Origin of the sequence: Streptococcus infantis (assembly GCF_047460825.1) — a bacterium.
GTDB classification, from domain to species: Bacteria; Bacillota; Bacilli; order Lactobacillales; family Streptococcaceae; genus Streptococcus; species Streptococcus infantis_V.
The window spans coordinates 20,817-39,560 of the sequence record NZ_JASHFO010000019.1 but is presented as its reverse complement, the minus strand read 5'-3'; the positions used below and the strand labels follow the sequence as shown (position 1 = coordinate 39,560).

Annotated in this window: 18 protein-coding genes and 1 pseudogene; 1 reads left to right on the top strand and 18 read right to left on the bottom strand. The window is 38.8% G+C overall.

All coding sequences use genetic code 11. The annotated features are described in order from the left end of the window. Positions 1–145 precede the first annotated feature (145 nt). From QM911_RS06795 to QM911_RS06770, 6 genes are all read right to left on the bottom strand, one after another. Entirely contained in the window at positions 146–1,036 is an 891-nt protein-coding gene (locus tag QM911_RS06795) for an RluA family pseudouridine synthase (protein WP_371560347.1), read from the bottom strand. Continuing rightward, positions 1,026–1,487 (bottom strand): signal peptidase II, encoded by a 462-nt coding sequence (lspA, locus tag QM911_RS06790; RefSeq protein WP_301560011.1) that lies wholly within the window; start codon positions 1,485–1,487, stop codon positions 1,026–1,028. The genes QM911_RS06795 and lspA overlap by 11 nt, the downstream gene beginning before the upstream one ends. Beyond that, a complete protein-coding gene (locus QM911_RS06785) occupies positions 1,484–2,392 on the bottom strand; it encodes a LysR family transcriptional regulator (RefSeq protein ID WP_414313504.1) in 909 nt (302 codons plus the stop codon). Before QM911_RS06785 ends, lspA begins: the two co-directional genes overlap by 4 nt. A 151-nt stretch (positions 2,393–2,543) precedes the next feature. Next, a complete protein-coding gene (gene sodA / locus QM911_RS06780) occupies positions 2,544–3,149 on the bottom strand; it encodes a superoxide dismutase SodA (protein WP_048689195.1) in 606 nt (201 codons plus the stop codon). 69 nt (positions 3,150–3,218) lie between these two features. Beyond that, positions 3,219–4,256, bottom strand: a complete 1,038-nt coding sequence (gene holA / locus QM911_RS06775) for a DNA polymerase III subunit delta (RefSeq protein WP_414313503.1) — start codon at positions 4,254–4,256, stop codon at positions 3,219–3,221. Positions 4,257–4,288: 32 nt separating this feature from the next. Next, positions 4,289–5,224: a dihydroorotate oxidase gene (locus QM911_RS06770; protein WP_414313502.1), complete on the bottom strand. Its 936-nt coding sequence runs from the start codon at positions 5,222–5,224 to the stop codon at positions 4,289–4,291. 229 nt (positions 5,225–5,453) lie between these two features. On the opposite strand from QM911_RS06770, the gene gdhA reads away from it, so the two are divergent. Then, positions 5,454–6,800, top strand: a complete 1,347-nt coding sequence (gdhA, locus tag QM911_RS06765; protein WP_414313501.1) for an NADP-specific glutamate dehydrogenase — start codon at positions 5,454–5,456, stop codon at positions 6,798–6,800. Positions 6,801–6,894: 94 nt separating this feature from the next. Here gdhA and QM911_RS06760 read toward each other — a convergent pair. From QM911_RS06760 to QM911_RS06705, 12 genes and pseudogenes are all read right to left on the bottom strand, one after another. Continuing rightward, positions 6,895–7,077: pseudogene (locus tag QM911_RS06760) on the bottom strand (DHHA1 domain-containing protein); the annotation flags it as partial. After that, on the bottom strand, positions 7,056–7,727 hold the full coding sequence (locus QM911_RS06755; protein WP_142358580.1) for a hypothetical protein: 672 nt from the start codon (positions 7,725–7,727) through the stop codon (positions 7,056–7,058). The gene QM911_RS06755 and the pseudogene QM911_RS06760, both read right to left, overlap by 22 nt. 5 nt (positions 7,728–7,732) lie before the next feature. Next, a complete protein-coding gene (locus tag QM911_RS06750; RefSeq protein WP_414313500.1) occupies positions 7,733–9,118 on the bottom strand; it encodes a hypothetical protein in 1,386 nt (461 codons plus the stop codon). A 116-nt stretch (positions 9,119–9,234) separates the two neighbouring features. Continuing rightward, positions 9,235–11,853: an alanine--tRNA ligase gene (gene alaS, locus QM911_RS06745; RefSeq protein WP_414313499.1), complete on the bottom strand. Its 2,619-nt coding sequence runs from the start codon at positions 11,851–11,853 to the stop codon at positions 9,235–9,237. A gap of 16 nt (positions 11,854–11,869) precedes the next feature. Beyond that, positions 11,870–12,355, bottom strand: a complete 486-nt coding sequence (locus QM911_RS06740) for an LURP-one-related/scramblase family protein (RefSeq protein WP_414313498.1) — start codon at positions 12,353–12,355, stop codon at positions 11,870–11,872. Positions 12,356–12,629: 274 nt separating this feature from the next. Then, positions 12,630–12,881 carry a hypothetical protein gene (locus QM911_RS06735; protein ID WP_060955564.1) on the bottom strand — a complete coding sequence of 84 codons (252 nt, stop codon included), beginning with the start codon at positions 12,879–12,881 and terminating at the stop codon, positions 12,630–12,632. A 142-nt stretch (positions 12,882–13,023) separates the two neighbouring features. Beyond that, positions 13,024–14,094, bottom strand: coding sequence for an ABC transporter substrate-binding protein (locus QM911_RS06730; RefSeq protein ID WP_414313497.1), 1,071 nt, complete (start codon positions 14,092–14,094; stop codon positions 13,024–13,026). Next, entirely contained in the window at positions 14,091–14,864 is a 774-nt protein-coding gene (locus tag QM911_RS06725; RefSeq protein WP_045763347.1) for an ABC transporter permease, read from the bottom strand. Before QM911_RS06725 ends, QM911_RS06730 begins: the two co-directional genes overlap by 4 nt. Beyond that, positions 14,861–15,667 (bottom strand): ABC transporter permease, encoded by an 807-nt coding sequence (locus QM911_RS06720; RefSeq protein ID WP_414313496.1) that lies wholly within the window; start codon positions 15,665–15,667, stop codon positions 14,861–14,863. Before QM911_RS06720 ends, QM911_RS06725 begins: the two co-directional genes overlap by 4 nt. Next, positions 15,648–16,805: an ABC transporter ATP-binding protein gene (locus QM911_RS06715; RefSeq protein ID WP_045763348.1), complete on the bottom strand. Its 1,158-nt coding sequence runs from the start codon at positions 16,803–16,805 to the stop codon at positions 15,648–15,650. Before QM911_RS06715 ends, QM911_RS06720 begins: the two co-directional genes overlap by 20 nt. A 161-nt stretch (positions 16,806–16,966) precedes the next feature. Further along, a complete protein-coding gene (murB, locus tag QM911_RS06710; RefSeq protein ID WP_414313495.1) occupies positions 16,967–17,872 on the bottom strand; it encodes a UDP-N-acetylmuramate dehydrogenase in 906 nt (301 codons plus the stop codon). A 114-nt stretch (positions 17,873–17,986) separates the two neighbouring features. Further along, positions 17,987–18,739: a YhfC family intramembrane metalloprotease gene (locus QM911_RS06705; protein WP_414313494.1), complete on the bottom strand. Its 753-nt coding sequence runs from the start codon at positions 18,737–18,739 to the stop codon at positions 17,987–17,989. Between the last annotated feature and the right edge of the window lie 5 nt (positions 18,740–18,744).

Below are 18,744 nucleotides of genomic sequence, written 5' to 3'. Positions count from 1 at the left end.
TCTCACTTATCAGGAGTTTGTGCTACAAAAAAGGCTACTAGAGACGAGCCAGTAGCCTAATACAATTTTTTCACCTTCATTATATCACAAGGGGAGTCTTTTTGCGCTCTTTTGAGTTTTCGTATAAAAAGTCCTAGCCTCTTTTTTAGTTATTTCGAAGTTTTTCCAAAGTCTCTTTAAAGATATCTGGGATTTCGGAAGTAAATTCCATGGTTTCCCCTGTTCTTGGATGGGTAAATCCAAGAGTCTTGGCATGGAGAAATTGCCCATGTCCTTTCAAGGTTTTACGAGGGCCATAGACCTCATCGCCAGCGACAGGATGACCGATATAAGCCATGTGTACACGGATTTGGTGAGTTCTTCCAGTTTCCAGTTGCAATTCCAGCAAGGTATAATCACCAAAGCGCTCCAAGACTTGAAAACGTGTTACTGCTGGTTTCCCTTTTGCAGTAACAGCTTGTTTCTTGCGGTCTTTTTCACTTCGTCCGATTGGTGCTTCAATCACACCACGGTCATTTGGAAGATTTCCATGAACAATAGCCCAATATTTGCGAAGAGATTTCTTATCCTTCAATTCTTGAGCCAGTGCTAAATGGGCATCATCGTTTTTAGCAATCATCAAGAGACCTGAAGTATCCTTATCAATACGATGGACAATCCCTGGACGCAACACACCATTGATGCCTGATAGGTCTTTGATGTGGTACATAAGGGCGTTAACCAAGGTACCACTGGTATGTCCAGCACTTGGATGAACAACCATCCCTTGAGGTTTATTGACTACTGCTACATCCTCATCTTGATAAATGATTTCTAGAGGAATATCTTCAGCTACATACTCCAAAACTTCTGGTTCTGGCACCTGATAAGTAACGACATCGCCCTCTTGAACCGTATACTTGGCTTTTTTGACCTGACCATTAACCAAGACTTGACCTGATTTGATTTGTTCATTGGCGAGACTTCGCGACAGTTCTGTTAAATCTGACAAAGCCTTATCTAAGCGTAGTCCACCTGTTTCAATTTTAATTTCCATTCATTTCCTCTTTTAGCATTGCAAGCAATAATACAATCACTCCGACCGTCAGATAGCTATCAGCCACATTGAATATGGCAAAATTAACAAAGTCTAAGTGAAACATATCCACGACAAATCCTTGACTGATACGATCGATAAAGTTTCCCAGACCACCTGCAATAATCAAAACTAAACCAAAAACTGTCCAGAAGGAATCCTCTATATGCTTATGAAGATACCAGATAGCTCCAACCATGACTACTAGAGTTATCACTGCAAAAAACCACTGTTGATCTTGAAGCATCGAAAAGGCTGCTCCTCTATTTTGCAGATAGGTTAAACTAACTAGATTTGGGATCCATGACTTGATTTCACCAAGAGCAATATTTTGAACGACGTACGCCTTTACAAATTGATCTAAGATAATCAAGGCTGCTATAATCCCTGCAATTATTCCTCTTTTTTTCATGCTTTCCTCTTCTGATCAAAATACTCTTGCATAACCTCTACAAATAAAGTCCCTGCTTGGCTCAAGTCTACTTCCTCACGTTTCACATAAACCATGCGATTATTGAGATTATCATTTAGCGGAATAACGGTGATCCCGTTCACACTATCGCTATCTAAGAATCCAGAACCAGTCGCATAAGCATTTGTTCTTTCAAGGATTCCATTTAAGGTAGCACGGTCAGTTACATTAAACATTTGAGAGCTAGCACTGGTATCCACAAAGTTCTCTGAGTAATAAAGATACTCATCCTTTTCTTGCGTAAATCGAACTGTTGGTAAATCAGCCAAATCCTCCATAACCAACTCTTTCTTCTTGGTTAAGGGATGTCCTTCACGCAGATAGATATGCGTTTGGAAAGGAATCAACTCAATCACTTCAAGTCCTAACTTTTCAACCCGTTGCATAATTCCCTTTTGGTTTTGATTGTTGAGGTAGATAATTCCAATCTCACTATGTCCTTGGGCTACTTCATCCAAAATCTGAACAGTTGTTGATTCAAAAATACGAAAATTCTTATAGTCAGGATATTGTTGCGAAAAAGCTGTAATAGTTGGTGGCAAGAAATCATAGTGCTGGCTGGCTATTGAAAACTCATCTTTTTCCTCTTCAGGATTGGCATACTGATTTTGGAAAACATCAAATCCTTTAACCAACTCTTGTGCCTTTTCATAAAATTCCATCCCACGACGTGTAAGAAAAGTTCCTGAACTGGTTCTGCGGAAAATCTTAAAGCCAAGCTCTTTTTCCAAGTCTCTTACAGAAATAGATAGACTCGGCTGACTAACGTACATCTTCTCAGCTGCTTCACGAAAAGTACCACTATTAGCAATAGCCACAACGTAGCGTAATTGTTGAATATTCATGATTTCTCCTTCGATTTCTATCTTATCATTATACCATAAATCAAGCCTATCCAACAAAGGAAAATCATGAGACCGATACTTCTTATCAAAGCAAACAAAAAAACACCTTTCATGTTAGATAAATTTCTAACCAAAGGTGTTAGTGTTCATATTATTTAGCCGCTGCGTAAAGCTCATCTACTTTGTTCCAGTTGATCACTGAGAAGAAAGCCTTGATGTAATCAGGACGAACGTTGCGGTATTTCACATAGTAAGCATGTTCCCAAACGTCCAAGCCCAAGATTGGTTTTTTACCTTCTGAGATTGGTGTGTCTTGGTTTGCTGTTGAAGTTACTTCAAGTTTACCTTCTTTGTTAACAACCAACCATGCCCATCCAGAACCGAAACGAGTCGTTGCTGCTGCAGTGAAAGCTGCTTGGAATTCTTCGAATGAACCAAAAGCTTCATCGATTGCTGCTGCAAGTTCTGCTGAAGGAGCTGTTTTTTCAGGAGTCATCAATTCCCAGAAAAGAGCGTGGTTCAAGTGTCCACCACCGTTGTTGATAAGAGCTTGACGGATATCAGCTGGGATAGACTCTACGTCAGCAAGCAATGCTTCAAGGTCTTCACCAATTTCAGGGTGTTTTTCAAGAGCTGCGTTTGCGTTGTTTACGTATGTTTGGTGGTGTTTGTCATGGTGCAAGTGCATTGTTTCAGCATCAATGTATGGTTCCAATGCATCGTAAGCGTATGGAAGATCTGGTAAGATAATAGCCATCTGTAATACCTCTTTTTCTTTCTATATAAAAATTATAATGCAATCATCCTGTTTTTTCAAGTTTTTTGCTCAATTCGACTGGCTAGCAATCTGCAATAGAGCCTTCTCAAACAGGTAACCTTTCTCATAAACTCCTGTCTTAATTTGGTAATCAGCTTGGATGAGATAACGAATAGAATTCTGGAGAAAATCAAGGGATAGTCTTCGAGAATCACGAAGGGCAAATTTGATTTGGTAGGGATTAGGATTGCGACCAAGATAGTGACCTAAACTGCTGACCATCTGGGACTCTGTCTGACCAGACTCTTGCAAAATTTTCACTTGTGTATAAAATCTGAACTGCCCCAACATAATGGCAATCAGTTTAATCTCATCTTCTCCCTGCAAAGTCAAATCTTTGACTAAATCACGTGCCTGATCAATCTTCTTAGTCAATATTAACTGAGTTAAATCAAAGATATTATCCTGCAAAGTCTTTGGTATGGCCTCAATAATGTCTTCTTCGGTAATCCGGTCATCATCCTTATAAGACTGTAAGAAGAGTAGGTTTTTCTGAATTTCACTGAATTGAAAACCTGATTTGATAAGTAACTGTTCAAAGGATTTTCCATCAAAGGTCAGTCCTTGTTCCTGAGCCCACTTTTGAAAATAAGCACGCATCTCTTGTTCTTTTGGTTCAAGAGCTTCAAAAATCTTGGCATCCCTCTTGAGTAATTTGACTAAACGTCTCTTACTATCCAGCTTCCCTTCAGCAAAAATAACTAATTTACTCGTCGGAGATGGATTTTCCAAATATTCTTCAAAAGCCTTAAGCTCGTCATCAGATAGATAGCGTTTTTTAGCTGTTGTTATATCAAGAAAATGATCTAAAATAACAATTTTTTCATCCGCAAAGAAAGGAAGACTGACCAGCTCTAGTTCCAAGCTTTTGTAGTCTACTTCTTTCATGTCAAAATAAGCAAAGTTCAAATCAGCAGAATCATAGCTGATTTGCTTTAGCACCTGAGTTTTCATGACTTCATACTGTCCTTGATCAGCGCCTGTAAACAAGGTCAAACTAGGTAAATTTGATAAAGATAGCTTTTGGCTTTCTTCTATTGCTAGCATCATTTCTCCTTTCTTTTTAGTTTCACTTTTATTTAATCAATATAATTCAATTTACCACGGAAATCTTCAAGGTTTTCATAACCTTTTTCCGCCATAATTTCTTTGAGTTCCTTAGTAATACGTTCAAAAGCACCCACACCTTCTTTATGTAGGGTAGTTCCTACCTGCACCATGCTTGCACCACATAGGATATGTTCAAAAGCATCACGTCCTGTTAATACTCCACCAGTTCCGATAATCTGAATTTCTGGATTCAAGCGTTGATAGAAAGCATGGACATTTGCAAGGGCTGTTGGTTTGATGTATTCTCCACCGATTCCACCAAATCCATTCTTTGGACGAATCACGACTGACTCATCTTCAATATAAAGACCATTTCCGATAGAGTTAACACAGTTGACAAACTTAAGTGGGTATTTGTTGAAAATCGCTGCAGCTTGATCAAAATGAACAATATCAAAATAAGGTGGAAGCTTAATTCCTAAAGGTTTTGTAAAATACTCAAAGACTTCTGATAAGATACGATCTGTAGTTTCAAAGTCATAGGCAATCTGAGGTTTACCAGGTACATTTGGACATGAGAGATTGAGTTCAGTTAGACCACGAAAATCACTCTCTTGAACTTTTTTCAAGATGGTATGAGTTTCCTCTGGAGACATTCCAACTAATGATAAAAAGAAGGTACGGTTTGGTTCCTTGTCTTGCAATTCCAATAGATAGTTTAAGTAATAGTCTAAACCATTATTTGGTAGACCCATAGAGTTGATAGAACCGAGTGGAACATCTTGATAACGTGGTTCAGGATTCCCCTGACGAAATTCCAAGGTTGCTGTTTTAGTGACAAAGGTTCCTGCTGCTGAATTTTTGACACCTTCCAACTCCTCAACCGTCATACAAGCAACTCCTGCCGCATTCATCAAGCAATTGTCAAACTCAAAACCAGCAATCTGTGTTTTAGTTGATACCATGATTCTGTTCCTCCAGATTCCTTTTTATGTTTAATATTATACCATACTTTGACTTTTGCTTTTCAATAAAACCATTTCCATAGAAAAGGTTCGTTTTTTAGCAAGTTCTGTATCAGTTGTGTCAAATTGAAAGAATTTTTAGAAAATTTGTGTTTTTTTCTTTACACTGAAAAAATTTTCTGCTATAATGACTCATGTAATAAAATATGACAACAAAAAGGAGAACGATATGACATCTGCTAAAGAATATATCCAAAGCGTGTTTGAAACTGTAAAAGCTCGTAACGGGCATGAGGCTGAATTTCTCCAGGCGGTTGAAGAATTCTTCAGCACTTTGGAGCCTGTCTTTGAAAAACACCCTGAGTATATTGAAGAAAATATCTTGGCACGTATCACTGAGCCAGAACGCGTAATTTCTTTCCGTGTTCCATGGGTTGACCGTGATGGAAAAGTTCAAGTTAACCGTGGTTACCGTGTTCAATTCAACTCAGCTGTTGGACCATATAAAGGCGGACTTCGTTTCCACCCAACTGTTAACCAAGGGATCTTGAAATTCCTCGGATTCGAACAAATCTTTAAAAACGTTTTGACTGGACTTCCAATCGGTGGAGGTAAAGGTGGATCTGACTTTGATCCTAAAGGTAAAACTGATGCTGAAGTGATGCGCTTCTGCCAAAGCTTCATGACTGAATTGCAAAAATACATCGGACCATCTCTTGACGTACCTGCTGGTGATATCGGTGTTGGTGGACGTGAGATTGGTTACCTTTACGGTCAATACAAACGCCTTAACCAATTTGATGCTGGTGTCTTGACTGGTAAACCTCTTGGATTTGGTGGTAGCTTGATTCGCCCAGAAGCAACTGGATACGGTTTGGTTTACTACACTGAAGAAATGCTTAAAGCAAACAGCAATAGCTTTGCTGGTAAGAAAGTTGTGATTTCAGGTTCTGGTAACGTAGCTCAATACGCTCTTCAAAAATCAACTGAACTTGGTGCAACTGTTATCTCAGTATCTGACTCAAATGGTTATGTCATCGATGAAAATGGTATCGACTTTGACCTTCTTACAGACGTTAAAGAAAAACGCCGTGCTCGTTTGACTGAGTACGCTGCAGAAAAACCAACTGCTACTTACTACGAAGGTTCTGTATGGACTTACACTGGTAACTACGATATCGCTCTTCCATGTGCGACTCAAAACGAGATCAATGGTGAAGCTGCGAAACGCTTAGTTGCTCAAGGTGTTATCTGTGTATCTGAAGGTGCTAACATGCCTAGTGACCTTGAAGCTATCAAAGTCTACAAGGAAAATGGAATCCTTTACGGACCTGCTAAAGCTGCCAATGCTGGTGGGGTAGCTGTATCAGCTCTTGAAATGAGCCAAAACAGCCTTCGCCTTTCATGGACACGTGAAGAAGTTGACGGTCGCTTAAAAGACATCATGACTAACATCTTCAACACTGCTAAAACAACTGCAGAAACTTACGGTCTTGGAACTGACTACCTTGCAGGTGCAAACATTGCAGCCTTTGAAAATGTAGCAAACGCTATGATTGCACAAGGGATTGTTTAATTCCTAGTAACTACATAACTCCTCACATCTCCTGTGAGGAGTTTTTTCTTATACATAAAAAAAGACCTATCCGAATGGATAGATCTTTATTTTCTTACAATTTACCTGCTACTGCATCCAACAATTCTTGGATTTTCGCTTGGTTGCTTCCTCCTGCCATGGCCATGTCTGGTTTACCACCACCACGTCCATCAACGATTGGAGCTAATTCTTTAATCACATTACCTGCATGCACATCTTTTGTCTTGCTAGCTACTAAAACATAGACTTTGTCTCCACAATCCATGGAATTTCTTGACTACACTCATAAACTGTATAATTATGTTGTTGAAAAGCTTTATTAAATACAAATTTTTCAAATCCAAAAAGAATTTGATTTTCAATTACACTACAATTATATAATACAATATTTTTATAATAATTTTCAAGTATAGGAGAATCTTTACTCGGAGAACCAGGCAAACCCTTATATTTCAATGTTCCTTCTATTTTGCTAGGTAAAGGTGCCTCTTTAACTGTTCCAATAATAAAATTATATTGTATTTTAAAGTTTCTGTTTGGTTCTTTTTTATAATTCAGTGGAGATCCAATGATAGCAATATCAGATAGAGCCCTCAAAACTGATGTATGAAATTGCACAGGAATTTTTTCTAAATACGATGTAGCAGTTTTCTTCAATTCTATTATATAAACTGATACAATGTTATCCACAAACCACAAAATGATTCCATCACAAAACTTTTGAGAAAATAATGTATTCATCCCATTATTATCCGGATTATGCTTTCCTAATTTATATAACTTTCCTTTTTTTTGAAAAGATAGATGCAAATTCATTTCAAAATCATTTTGTTTCTCAGAAATAATAGTCTGAAAAGTATTTATTTCTTCAATAAAATCATCTTTTATTAATTGTCTATTTCTCAATATAATCACTCTTCCAGATAATTTAAGTTTTGTTGACTTTCTAGAGTCATTCTCTGTAATAACAATAACTGTTCATTCATAAATTCTGAAATTAGACCATAATCACCCAGCTCCAATTTAGTAAACATATACTTAGAATTGTTCTCAGATTTTGAATCAAGAAGCTCCCATCCGCCTACTATATTTTTACTAGGGCTAGCCAAATACCAATTATTAACAAGTGTCAACATAATATCACTATGGGTTGCAATAACAATTCTATAATACTTTGAAAGATATTTTAAATATTTAAACATTCCTAAAATACTCTTTATCGAGAGGTGAGCTTCCGGCTCCTCAATAATTAACAATCGACGATCAGCATTTTTCATTAAAGCTCTAGGTAACATTTGAAATTTATCTAAAAAATGTAAACTCTGTAATTTATTTTGTTTAGTAGAAAATAACTCACGTGGAATTTCTACTCCTAAATCATCTGTTAAAGAAATTACCTCACCATCATCAAAATTTAGAGTTCCCCCTATTAATTCCTTAAACTCATTTGAAGTATAATTATTTTCTTCAAAGAATTTAGCCATAAACTGTTTGGATTCTTTAACTTCTTCATAGTCTTGCATAAATTTCTTTTCACTATAACGTAAAAATGGAGTTTCTGACAACATTTTTACAAGATTCTTACTCATTGAATATACACGCTCAGACGGAATATAAATAATATTAAAAATATTATTTATGATTACAAACTTCTCTTCAATGATTTTAGCAATTATAAATTTAAAGAATTCTAATAAATACATAAATGGGTCTGTATTCATTGATTTTATGATTTCCTTTAAATTACTTTCAATTAGGAATCTACCATGGCTAATATCTTTGTTCTCAAACTCTATATAATAATCTTCTGTATCTTCAATATTAATAAAATTATTATCAGAGTTATTTGAAAAAGATTTAATACTTACTGTAATTTCATCAGAAAAATTGATTAGCTCATCAATATCTTTAAATTCTATTAACAAACCATCCATCGATAAGTTTTCCTTCAATATATCAGATTTCAACCTATCCTCAATTTCGTCTTTTAATTTTTGTATTCCAACATTAAATAGATTTTCCACTTCTAAAACATCACTGAAAGATAGTTCATATTTATAACTGTTATTACCTTCTTTAGAAATTCTATTTATATTTAGGTTGGCCTGATCAATTATACTCGAAATAAAATTATATTTTGAATCTAAATGTGAAATAACTGTATCGTTAATCTTACTATATGCTTCTAGCAATAAAGTCTTTCCAGTTCCATTATCTCCAATCAAAATATTCATTTGATTACTAAATTCTAAATCGACATTATTGATATTCGCAAATTTATCAATTTTAATTCTCATTGTAAACCCCTTTCTTTAAAAGGTTATATAGAAATCTTTAAAGTATAGCAATTAACTCACTTTAAACTTTTTTTCAAAAATAATAGTTAAATTTACTTCGATTTCCAGTTTCTTTCTTACAATTTACCTGCTACGGCATCCAACAATTCTTGGATTTTCGCTTGGTTGCTTCCTCCTGCCATGGCCATGTCTGGTTTACCACCACCACGTCCATCGACGATTGGAGCTAATTCTTTAATCACATTACCTGCATGGACCTCTTTTGTCTTGCTAGCTACAAGGACGTTGACCTTGTCACCGATGGCTGCGACAAGAACAAGCACATCAGAGTAGTCTTTTTGTTTCCAGTTATCCGCAAAGGTACGAAGGGCACCTGCATCTGATACAGAAACTTGGCTGGCAATGTAACGGTGTCCGTTTGCTTCTTGAACATTCTTGAAGACATCACCTGCTGCCGCTGCTGCTGCTTTTTCCTTCAATTCTGCATTTTCTTTTTGCAATTGACGGAGTTGCTCTTGAAGTCCTTCCACCTTATGAGGGACTTCCTTGAGTTGAGGTGCTTTCAAGGTTGCTGCGACTGCTTTCAGAGCATCTTCTTGTTCACGGTAAGCTTCAAAGGCTTCCTTACCAGTCACTGCCAAGATACGACGAGTTCCTGATCCGATTCCTTCTTCTTTAACAATCTTGAAGAGTCCGATTTCAGAAGTATTGCCTACGTGGGTACCACCACAGAGCTCCACTGAGTAGTCTCCGATAGTGACAACGCGGACTTCCTTACCGTATTTCTCACCAAAGAGGGCCATAGCTCCCATTTCTTTAGCGGTGTCAATGTCTGTCTCAACAGTTTCCACTGCAATGGCTTCCCAAATCTTCTCATTGACTTGTTGCTCAATAGCACGCAACTCTTCTGGAGTGACAGCTTGGAAGTGAGTGAAGTCAAAGCGAAGGAATTCTACTTCATTAAGTGAACCTGCTTGAGTTGCATGATGGCCAAGAATATTGTGAAGAGCCGCATGGAGCAAGTGAGTGGCTGTGTGGTTCTTCATGACACGATGACGACGATTGCTATCGATAGCCAAAGTGTATTCTTGGTTCAAAGCAAGAGGAGCAAGAACTTCAACGGTGTGCAATGCTTGTCCGTTTGGTGCTTTTTGAACGTCTGTTACAGTCGCTACAACATTTCCTGCAGCATCCAAGATTTGACCATGGTCCGCAACTTGTCCACCCATTTCAGCGTAGAATGGTGTTTCTGCAAAGATAAGTGACGCAGTTCCTTCAGCTACACCTTCAACTTCAGCATTGTCAGCTACGATAGCCACCAACTTAGAAGACAATTGACTATCATTGTAGTTAAAGACACTTTCTACAGTGATGTTTTGAAGGGTTTCATTTTGCATACCCATAGATCCACCTTTGACAGCAGATGCACGCGCACGTTCTTGTTGTTCCTTCATGGCTGCTTCGAAGCCTTCACGGTCTACAGTCATACCAGCTTCTTCAGCGATTTCTTCTGTCAATTCCACTGGGAATCCGTATGTATCATAGAGTTTAAAGACATCTTGACCGGCGATGACAGATTGACCTTTTTCTTTCAAGTCTGCTACGATACCTTGGGCAAAGTGTTGACCTGAGTGAAGAGTACGCGCAAATGACTCTTCTTCGCTCTTAACGATTTTCTCAATAAACTCACGTTTTTCAAGAACTTCTGGGTAGTAGCTTTCCATGATTTTTCCAACAGTTGGAACGAGTTTATAAAGGAAAGGCTCATTGATACCCAATTTTTGACCATGCATAGAGGCACGGCGAAGAAGACGACGGAGGACATAACCACGACCTTCATTTCCAGGAAGGGCACCATCACCGATAGCGAATGAAAGAGAACGGATATGGTCTGCAATCACCTTGAAGCTCATGTTGTCGCCATCTTGGTCGTAAACCTTACCAGACAATTTCTCAACTTCACGGATAATTGGCATGAAGAGGTCTGTTTCAAAGTTGGTCTTAGCCCCTTGGATCACTGCTACCAAACGCTCTAAACCAGCGCCCGTATCAATGTTCTTGTGTGGCAATTCCTTGTACTCGCTACGAGGAACAGCAGGGTCTGCGTTAAATTGTGACAATACAATGTTCCAGATTTCGATGTAACGATCGTTTTCGATATCTTCTGCAAGAAGGCGAATACCGATGTTTTCTGGGTCAAAAGCTTCTCCACGGTCGAAGAAGATTTCTGTATCAGGTCCAGAAGGTCCAGCACCGATTTCCCAGAAGTTGTCTTCAATTGGGATCAAATGACTTGGATCCACGCCCACTTCGATCCAGCGGTTGTATGAATCCGTATCAGCTGGGTAGTAAGTCATGTATAGTTTTTCAGCTGGGAAGTCAAACCACTCAGGACTTGTCAAAAGCTCATAAGCCCAAGTGATGGCTTCATCACGGAAGTAATCACCAATTGAAAAGTTCCCCAACATTTCAAACATGGTATGGTGACGCGCAGTCTTCCCTACATTTTCAATATCGTTGGTACGGATGGCTTTTTGAGCATTGGTAATCCGTGGGTTCTCAGGGATAATAGTCCCATCAAAGTATTTTTTAAGAGTCGCAACCCCTGAGTTGATCCACAAAAGTGTTGGGTCATTGACAGGAACCAAGCTTACTGATGGTTCTACAGAGTGGCCTTTACTTGCCCAGAAATCAAGCCACATTTGGCGGACTTGTGCACTAGATAATTGTTTCATATGTATCTCCTTTTTACTAATTTGATTGGCTTTCTAGCATTTCCACATAGTCGATAGCGACACAGAGGGAAATGACTAGGTCTGCATAAGAGTCTTCATAGACGGTTACAGTATAAGTTGAGGTTAAATGAAAAAGTTCCTTGGTAATCTCAGCAATCACTTGGTCACGGTCGTCTTGCAATTTAAAATTCAAATCCCAGACATTTCCTTCGATGCGAAGGCCGAGATTGTCAAACTCATACTTATCCTTCCAGAAAGTCAACTTCTTCCGAATATAAAAATGATTGCCGTTACTCAGTTGAATTTCAAAACGAGGTAGAAAAGTTAAGACTTCCTTACTAATCTCACTGACCTGTTCACCAGCAACATCATAGATGGTAAAGGTTTTAGGAATCTTAAAAAATGAACCTTCAACCTGATAGGCGACATTGCCCATTTCATCCTTGATATCAAAGCGTTCACCACCTAGGCGAAATTTTTGTTTGACAAGAAATGTTCTCATAAACACCTCCAAAAATAAAAGACAAATCCATATCACGAAGGGCGAAAAACCGCGGTACCACCTTCATTCAATGAACTTGTCATTCTTTGATTCTTATGCAATTGTTACAATCGAGTAGCATGATTTTCTATCTTAGATGGCTCGCAGCACCGCCAATTCTCTGAACTAAGATGGAGAGAAAATCAATTCTCAACTTTCTTATTATATCGTTTTTTTAAGTCTGCGTCAACTGGAAATAATCCTCATTTAAATAACCAACTCCCTACATCTCTGATTACTTTTTCAGGATATATTTTTTCTTACTGCCATTTTTCTTTTTATCCCAACTTTTATTCCAAGTTTTCGAATTGCTATACATAAATACGAAAATATTTGCAAATATAAAGTAACCTATCACCAAATGTATGGAATCAGTTGTTAGGTATTGTCGATCCAAGCCATCCTTTAAATGGAATAGTATAATTGTTTCGTTAACAATCAAAAAGGTTGGCCAATAACTTTTTTTGAAAAAAGTAGACATTTTCATGATTTGTTACCGCTTTCTATTATTATAAACTTAGTATACTACTAGGCTATAAAATAAGCAAATAGGATAGTAAAAATACACAGCTATACAACTATTCAAAAAACGAACCAGTTGTTACTGATTCGTTTTCTTTCAAATACTCCTACTTCCGATACATCTTAAATTGTAGGAAGAGGTCACTATATTTTCCTGTCCATTTATGGTCAAATTTTTCATAAACTTCAAGGTGTTTCATAGTGTCTGCATCTGGATAAAATGACTTGTCCTCTTTTGTCTCCTCAGGGAGCATTTCCTTAGCAGCATTATTTGGTGTTGAATAACCGACATACTCTGCGTTCTTAAGAGCATTGTCAGGTTTCAACATAAAGTTAATGAAGGCATAGGCAGCATCCTGGTTTTTGACAGTCTTAGGAATGACCATATTGTCAAACCAGAGATTACTTGCCTCTGTCGGTACGACATAGCGGAGATTTTCATTTTTCTCCAGCATCTGACTAGCTTCACCTGAGAAGGTCACACCGATGGCAGCATTATTCTGAATCATGTAACCCTTCATCTCATCGGCAACGATGGCCTTGATGTTCGGTGTTAGCTTATAGAGCTTATCTACTGTTTCCTCCAACTGCTGTGGATCTTTAGAGTTGAGGCTATAGCCTAGTGAGTTAAGACCTAAACCAAGTACCTCACGCGCTCCATCAAAGAGCATGATGGAGTTTTTATACTCTGGCTTCCAGAGGTCATCCCAATGTTCAGGTGCTTCTTCCACCATGGTTTCATTGTAGACAATTCCCAAAGTTCCCCAGAAGTATGGAATAGAGTACTCATTGTTTGGGTCAAAGGACTGGTTGAGAAATTCAGAACCGATATTTTCAATGCCCTCAATCTTGCTATAATCTAGCGGAACCAAGAGGTCTTCGTCCTTCATCTTATTAATCATGTACTCACTTGGGATGGCAATATCATAGGTTGTCCCACCCTGCTTGATTTTTGTGTACATGGCTTCGTTGGAGTCAAAGGTTTCGTACTGAACTTGGATTCCTGTTTCTTCTGTAAATTTCTCCAGAAGTTCTGGATCGATATAGTCTCCCCAGTTGTAGATAACCAATTTTTGACTATCACGGCTATTGATTTTACTATCAAGATGATAGGAAATTCCCCACAAGACGAGGATAATGGCTAGAATTCCTGCTAAAAATGAATAGAGTCGTTTCATGCTTGCTCCTCCTTCTCACGTGAAATGAAGTAATATCCGACAACTAGGATAATACTAAAGAGAAAGACCAAGGCTGAAAGAGCATTGATTTCTAGAGAAATTCCCTTACGAGCTCGAGAGTAGATCTCAACTGACAAGGTTGAAAAACCATTTCCCGTTACAAAGAAGGTCACGGCGAAGTCATCTAATGAATAGGTGAAAGCCATGAAGTAACCTGCAATGATAGACGGCGTTAGATAAGGAAGCATAATTTCCTTGAACATCTGGAACTGACTGGCTCCAAGGTCATAGGCTGCATGGATCATATCTCCATTCATCTCTTTTAATCGAGGCAAGACCATGAGCACTACGATAGGAATGGAGAAGGCCACGTGACTGGACAAGACTGTCAGAAAACCAAGCGAAAACTTGAGTTGGGTAAAGAGAATCAAGAAGCTGGCACCAATCATAACGTCGGGCGCAACCATCAAAATGTTATTGAGAGATAGAAAGGCTTCTTGGTACTTTTTACGTGATTGATAAATGTAAATGGCACCGAAGGTACCAATCACTGTCGCAATCAAGGCTGATAGAAAAGCTAGTAAAAAGGTTTGAACCAAGATAAGCATGAGCCTTCCATCACCAAACATGGTTTCAAAGTGAGACAAACTAAAGCCTGTAAAGCTATTCATATCATCCCCAGCATTGAAGGCATAACCAATCAAGTAAAAGATTGGCAAATAAAGGACGATAAAGACAAAGGCTAGGTAAAGATTCGATAATTTTTTCATCGTTCTCTCCTTTCCTTAGTCACCCACATGGTGATAAACATGGTCAGGATAAGAACAACACCGATAGTTGAACCCATACCGTAATTATCGTTTGTCAGGAAGTTCTGCTCGATAGCAGTTCCCAAGGTGATCACTCGGTTCCCCCCAATCAAACGGGTCAACATAAAGAGACTTAAACTCGGTATAAAGACAGATTGGACACCACTTCGCACTCCATTCATAGACAGAGGGAAGATGACATGACGGAAAGTCTCCCACTTGGTTGCACCGAGGTCATAGCTAGCATTAATGAGATTGTTATCCATATCATCCAAGACATTGAAGATTGGCAAAATCATAAATGGAAGCTCGATGTAACTCGCTACAAAAATAAATGAGAAATCCGTAAAAAGCAACTGCTGCGAACCGATTCCGATAAATTCCAGGAATTGGTTGATAGAGCCATTTTGCCCAAAAATCCCAATAAAGGCATAAGCCTTAAGAAGGAGATTTATCCAGGTTGGCAAAATGATGAGCATAAGCCATAGTTGACGGTGTTTGAGACGAGTCAAAAAGAGGGCTGTTGGATAACTGATAAGAAGTGTCACTAGAGTTACAATCCCAGCATAGAGAACTGAGTTAAAACTCATTTTGAGATAGGTTAAATTTTGTGATGCAAAATAGGATTTATAGTTTTCTAAACTGAACTGGCCTTCGATGTTGAAAAAGGATTGCCAGAATATCAAGACCAAGGGTGCCAATACAAAGAGCACAATCCAAAGCATGTAGGGCACTACAAAGAGTTTAGAGGTTGTTTTCTTCATCTCTTTCCTCCTCGATCGCGTTAATCAGACCTGCTTCTTGCTCTTCGATTTCTACGTATTCTTCGATACGAGCATCGAACTCTTCTTCGGTTTCGTTGAGACGCATGATGTGGATGTCTTCTGGTTCAAAGTCCAGACCGATTTCTTCACCCACAATGGCCTTACGAGTCGAGTGGATCATCCATTCATTTCCAAGTTCGTCATAGGCGATAATCTCGTAGTGAACCCCACGGAAAAGCTGGGTATCAACCTTAACTTGGAGCTTGCCTTCTTCTGGAAGTGTTATGCGCAAGTCCTCTGGACGAATCACGACTTCAACCGGTTCATTTGGCTTCATCCCACCATCGACCGCTTCAAAGCGTTTGCCGTTAAATTCGACCAAGTAATCCTCAATCATGGTTCCTGGCAAGATGTTTGATTCACCTATAAAGGTTGCAACAAAGTGGTTGATTGGCTCGTCGTAGATGTCAACTGGTGTTCCTGACTGAACAATTTCACCGTCATTCATAACGAAAATCCAGTCACTCATAGCAAGGGCTTCTTCCTGATCGTGGGTAACAAAGACAAAGGTAATACCCAATCGTTGTTGCAATTCACGCAATTCGTACTGCATATCTGTTCGCAACTTCAAGTCTAAGGCTGACAAAGGCTCATCCAAGAGTACCACACGAGGCTGGTTGATAATCGCACGGGCAATAGCTACACGCTGACGTTGTCCTCCAGATAGTTTACGGATGGAACGTTTTTCGAAACCTTCCAACTGTACCATCTTTAGAACTTCTAATACACGTTGTTCGATTTCTTTTTTATCGACCTTACGCAAACGCAATGGAAAGGCAACATTTTCAAAGACATTCATATGCGGAAACAAGGCATAAGATTGGAAGACTGTATGAACATCACGCTTATTGGTCGGGATATCATTGATTCGCACGCCATCCAGTAAAATATCTCCAGTCGTTGCGTCTAGCAAACCGGCGATGATATTGAGAATGGTTGATTTACCTGAACCAGATGCTCCTAGCAGTGTATAAAATTTCCCTTCTTCCAACTCAAAATTAATATCTTTGAGAACCTTGGTGTTGCTATCTTCAAAAACTTTAGAAACGTTTTTGAATTCGATAATTGGTTTTTTCAATTGTCATAAATTCCTTCTTTTTCATAGATTAACAGATCAGGGCTCTGTCAGGCCGCCACTACCTCTTGCAGGGAGTTAGGCCTCCTGCATGCATCTTCGCTACCGATAGGCTTTCACACCCTCTACATTCTAGTTAGTAGCAGCTAAGCTATTTCTACTATTTACTCATGTTCACCCAAGATACGAACTTCTCGCTCAAGAGTAACACCTGAGTGTTCTTTAACTTTTTCAATGACAGACTCAATCAAGTCTTCATAATCTCTAGCAGTTCCATCAGCAACATTAATCATAAAACCTGCGTGCTTTTCTGAGACTTCGACGCCACCGATACGATAACCTTTCAAGCCTGCTTCTGCAATCAATTGACCTGCAAAATGACCTACTGGACGTTTAAAGACGGAACCACAAGAAGGATACTCTAAAGGCTGCTTGAGTTCACGAAGGTGGGTCAAGCGGTCCATTTCTTGCTTGATGACTTGGTGATTACCTGGAGCTAAGGCGAACTTAGCAGATAGGACTACTGACCCTGACGCTTGAATGGCTGAATGACGATAACCAAAGGTCAAGTCTTTAGCAGATAGGGTTTCGATTTCACCTTCCTTAGTCAAGATTTGACAAGACTGGAGAACATGAGCAATCTCACCACCATAAGCGCCAGCATTCATAAAGACAGCACCACCGACGCTTCCTGGAATACCACAAGCAAACTCAAAGCCAGTCAAACTATGACGTAGGGCAATACGAGTGGTTTCAATCAAGTTAGCTCCAGCTTCTGCCTCAATGGTATAGCCATCAACAGAGACATTATTAAGCTTGTCACACATGATTACAAAACCACGAACTCCGCCTTCTCGGACGATAATGTTACTTGCATTTCCAAGAACCATCCAAGGAATGTTTTCCTGATTGGCAAACTTGACTACACGAGCCATCTCATAGCGATTGCGTGGAAAAACTAAATAATCTGCCTTCCCTCCAACTTTGGTATAGGTATAAGTTTTTAGCGGTTCATCGAATCGAATATCGATTCCTTCTAGTGTTTCTTTTAGTTTATCTAATACGGTCATTTTTCTAATCCTTTTATAAAATTCATTCCATTATACCATTTTTAGCGATTTTTTTCGATGATTATGTCACCTTTTACCAGAGACAATACAAAAAGAGGCTAGGCCTCCTTAATATTACTGTTTCTTGTAAAAGATTGTTTTTGTTAGGAAAACGAAAGCCAAAACTTCTACTGCTAAAATTCCCTCTACCACTAGAGGATTTGAGATCCAGCCAACTTGAGAAAGGCTCGGTGCCAGATCAAATAAAGCATGCAGACCGTAAGCTGCTACTAGATAAATCCATTTTTTTTGGCGAACAGCTTGGAAAACCCAGAAAGAGAGACCGATTTGCATAACAAGAGCAAGCACACGCTCAACACCGAGTAAATAAACCTGCCATCCAGATAGAGATTGTACTGTTTCAAGTGTATTTTGGGGAAGGAGATTTGCCAGATCTGGATTTGAAGACTCTAATAACGAAAAGAGGATCAAAAGACTAATCAAGCTTCCCATTCCGAGGTAGAGCAATTCCAAGCCACCATGCCCCAATCCATAAGCAAGAGCATCTGAATCTTCCAAAGTTCTTTTCTTCTCCAACCATTTAAAGAAAATAAGTCGAGCTGTTTCTTCAAATAAAGCAGCCATAGAAATGCCATAAATCACATAGAGAAGAGGATTTTCTGACATGAGTGGAACTGTCCCATCCTTTTGTGGGTGGAGAACCAAGAGATGAACGATTTTCTCCAAGACTTGAGAAGAGGCAAAAAATGCAACTGCCCCAAGTCCTAAAACTGCAAAATTAATCTTATATTGCTTTCTTGCATACCAAACTGCTACAATGAGGATGGCAAATAAGGCCAGCATCGTTATTATTACATGAATTTTCATTTTTG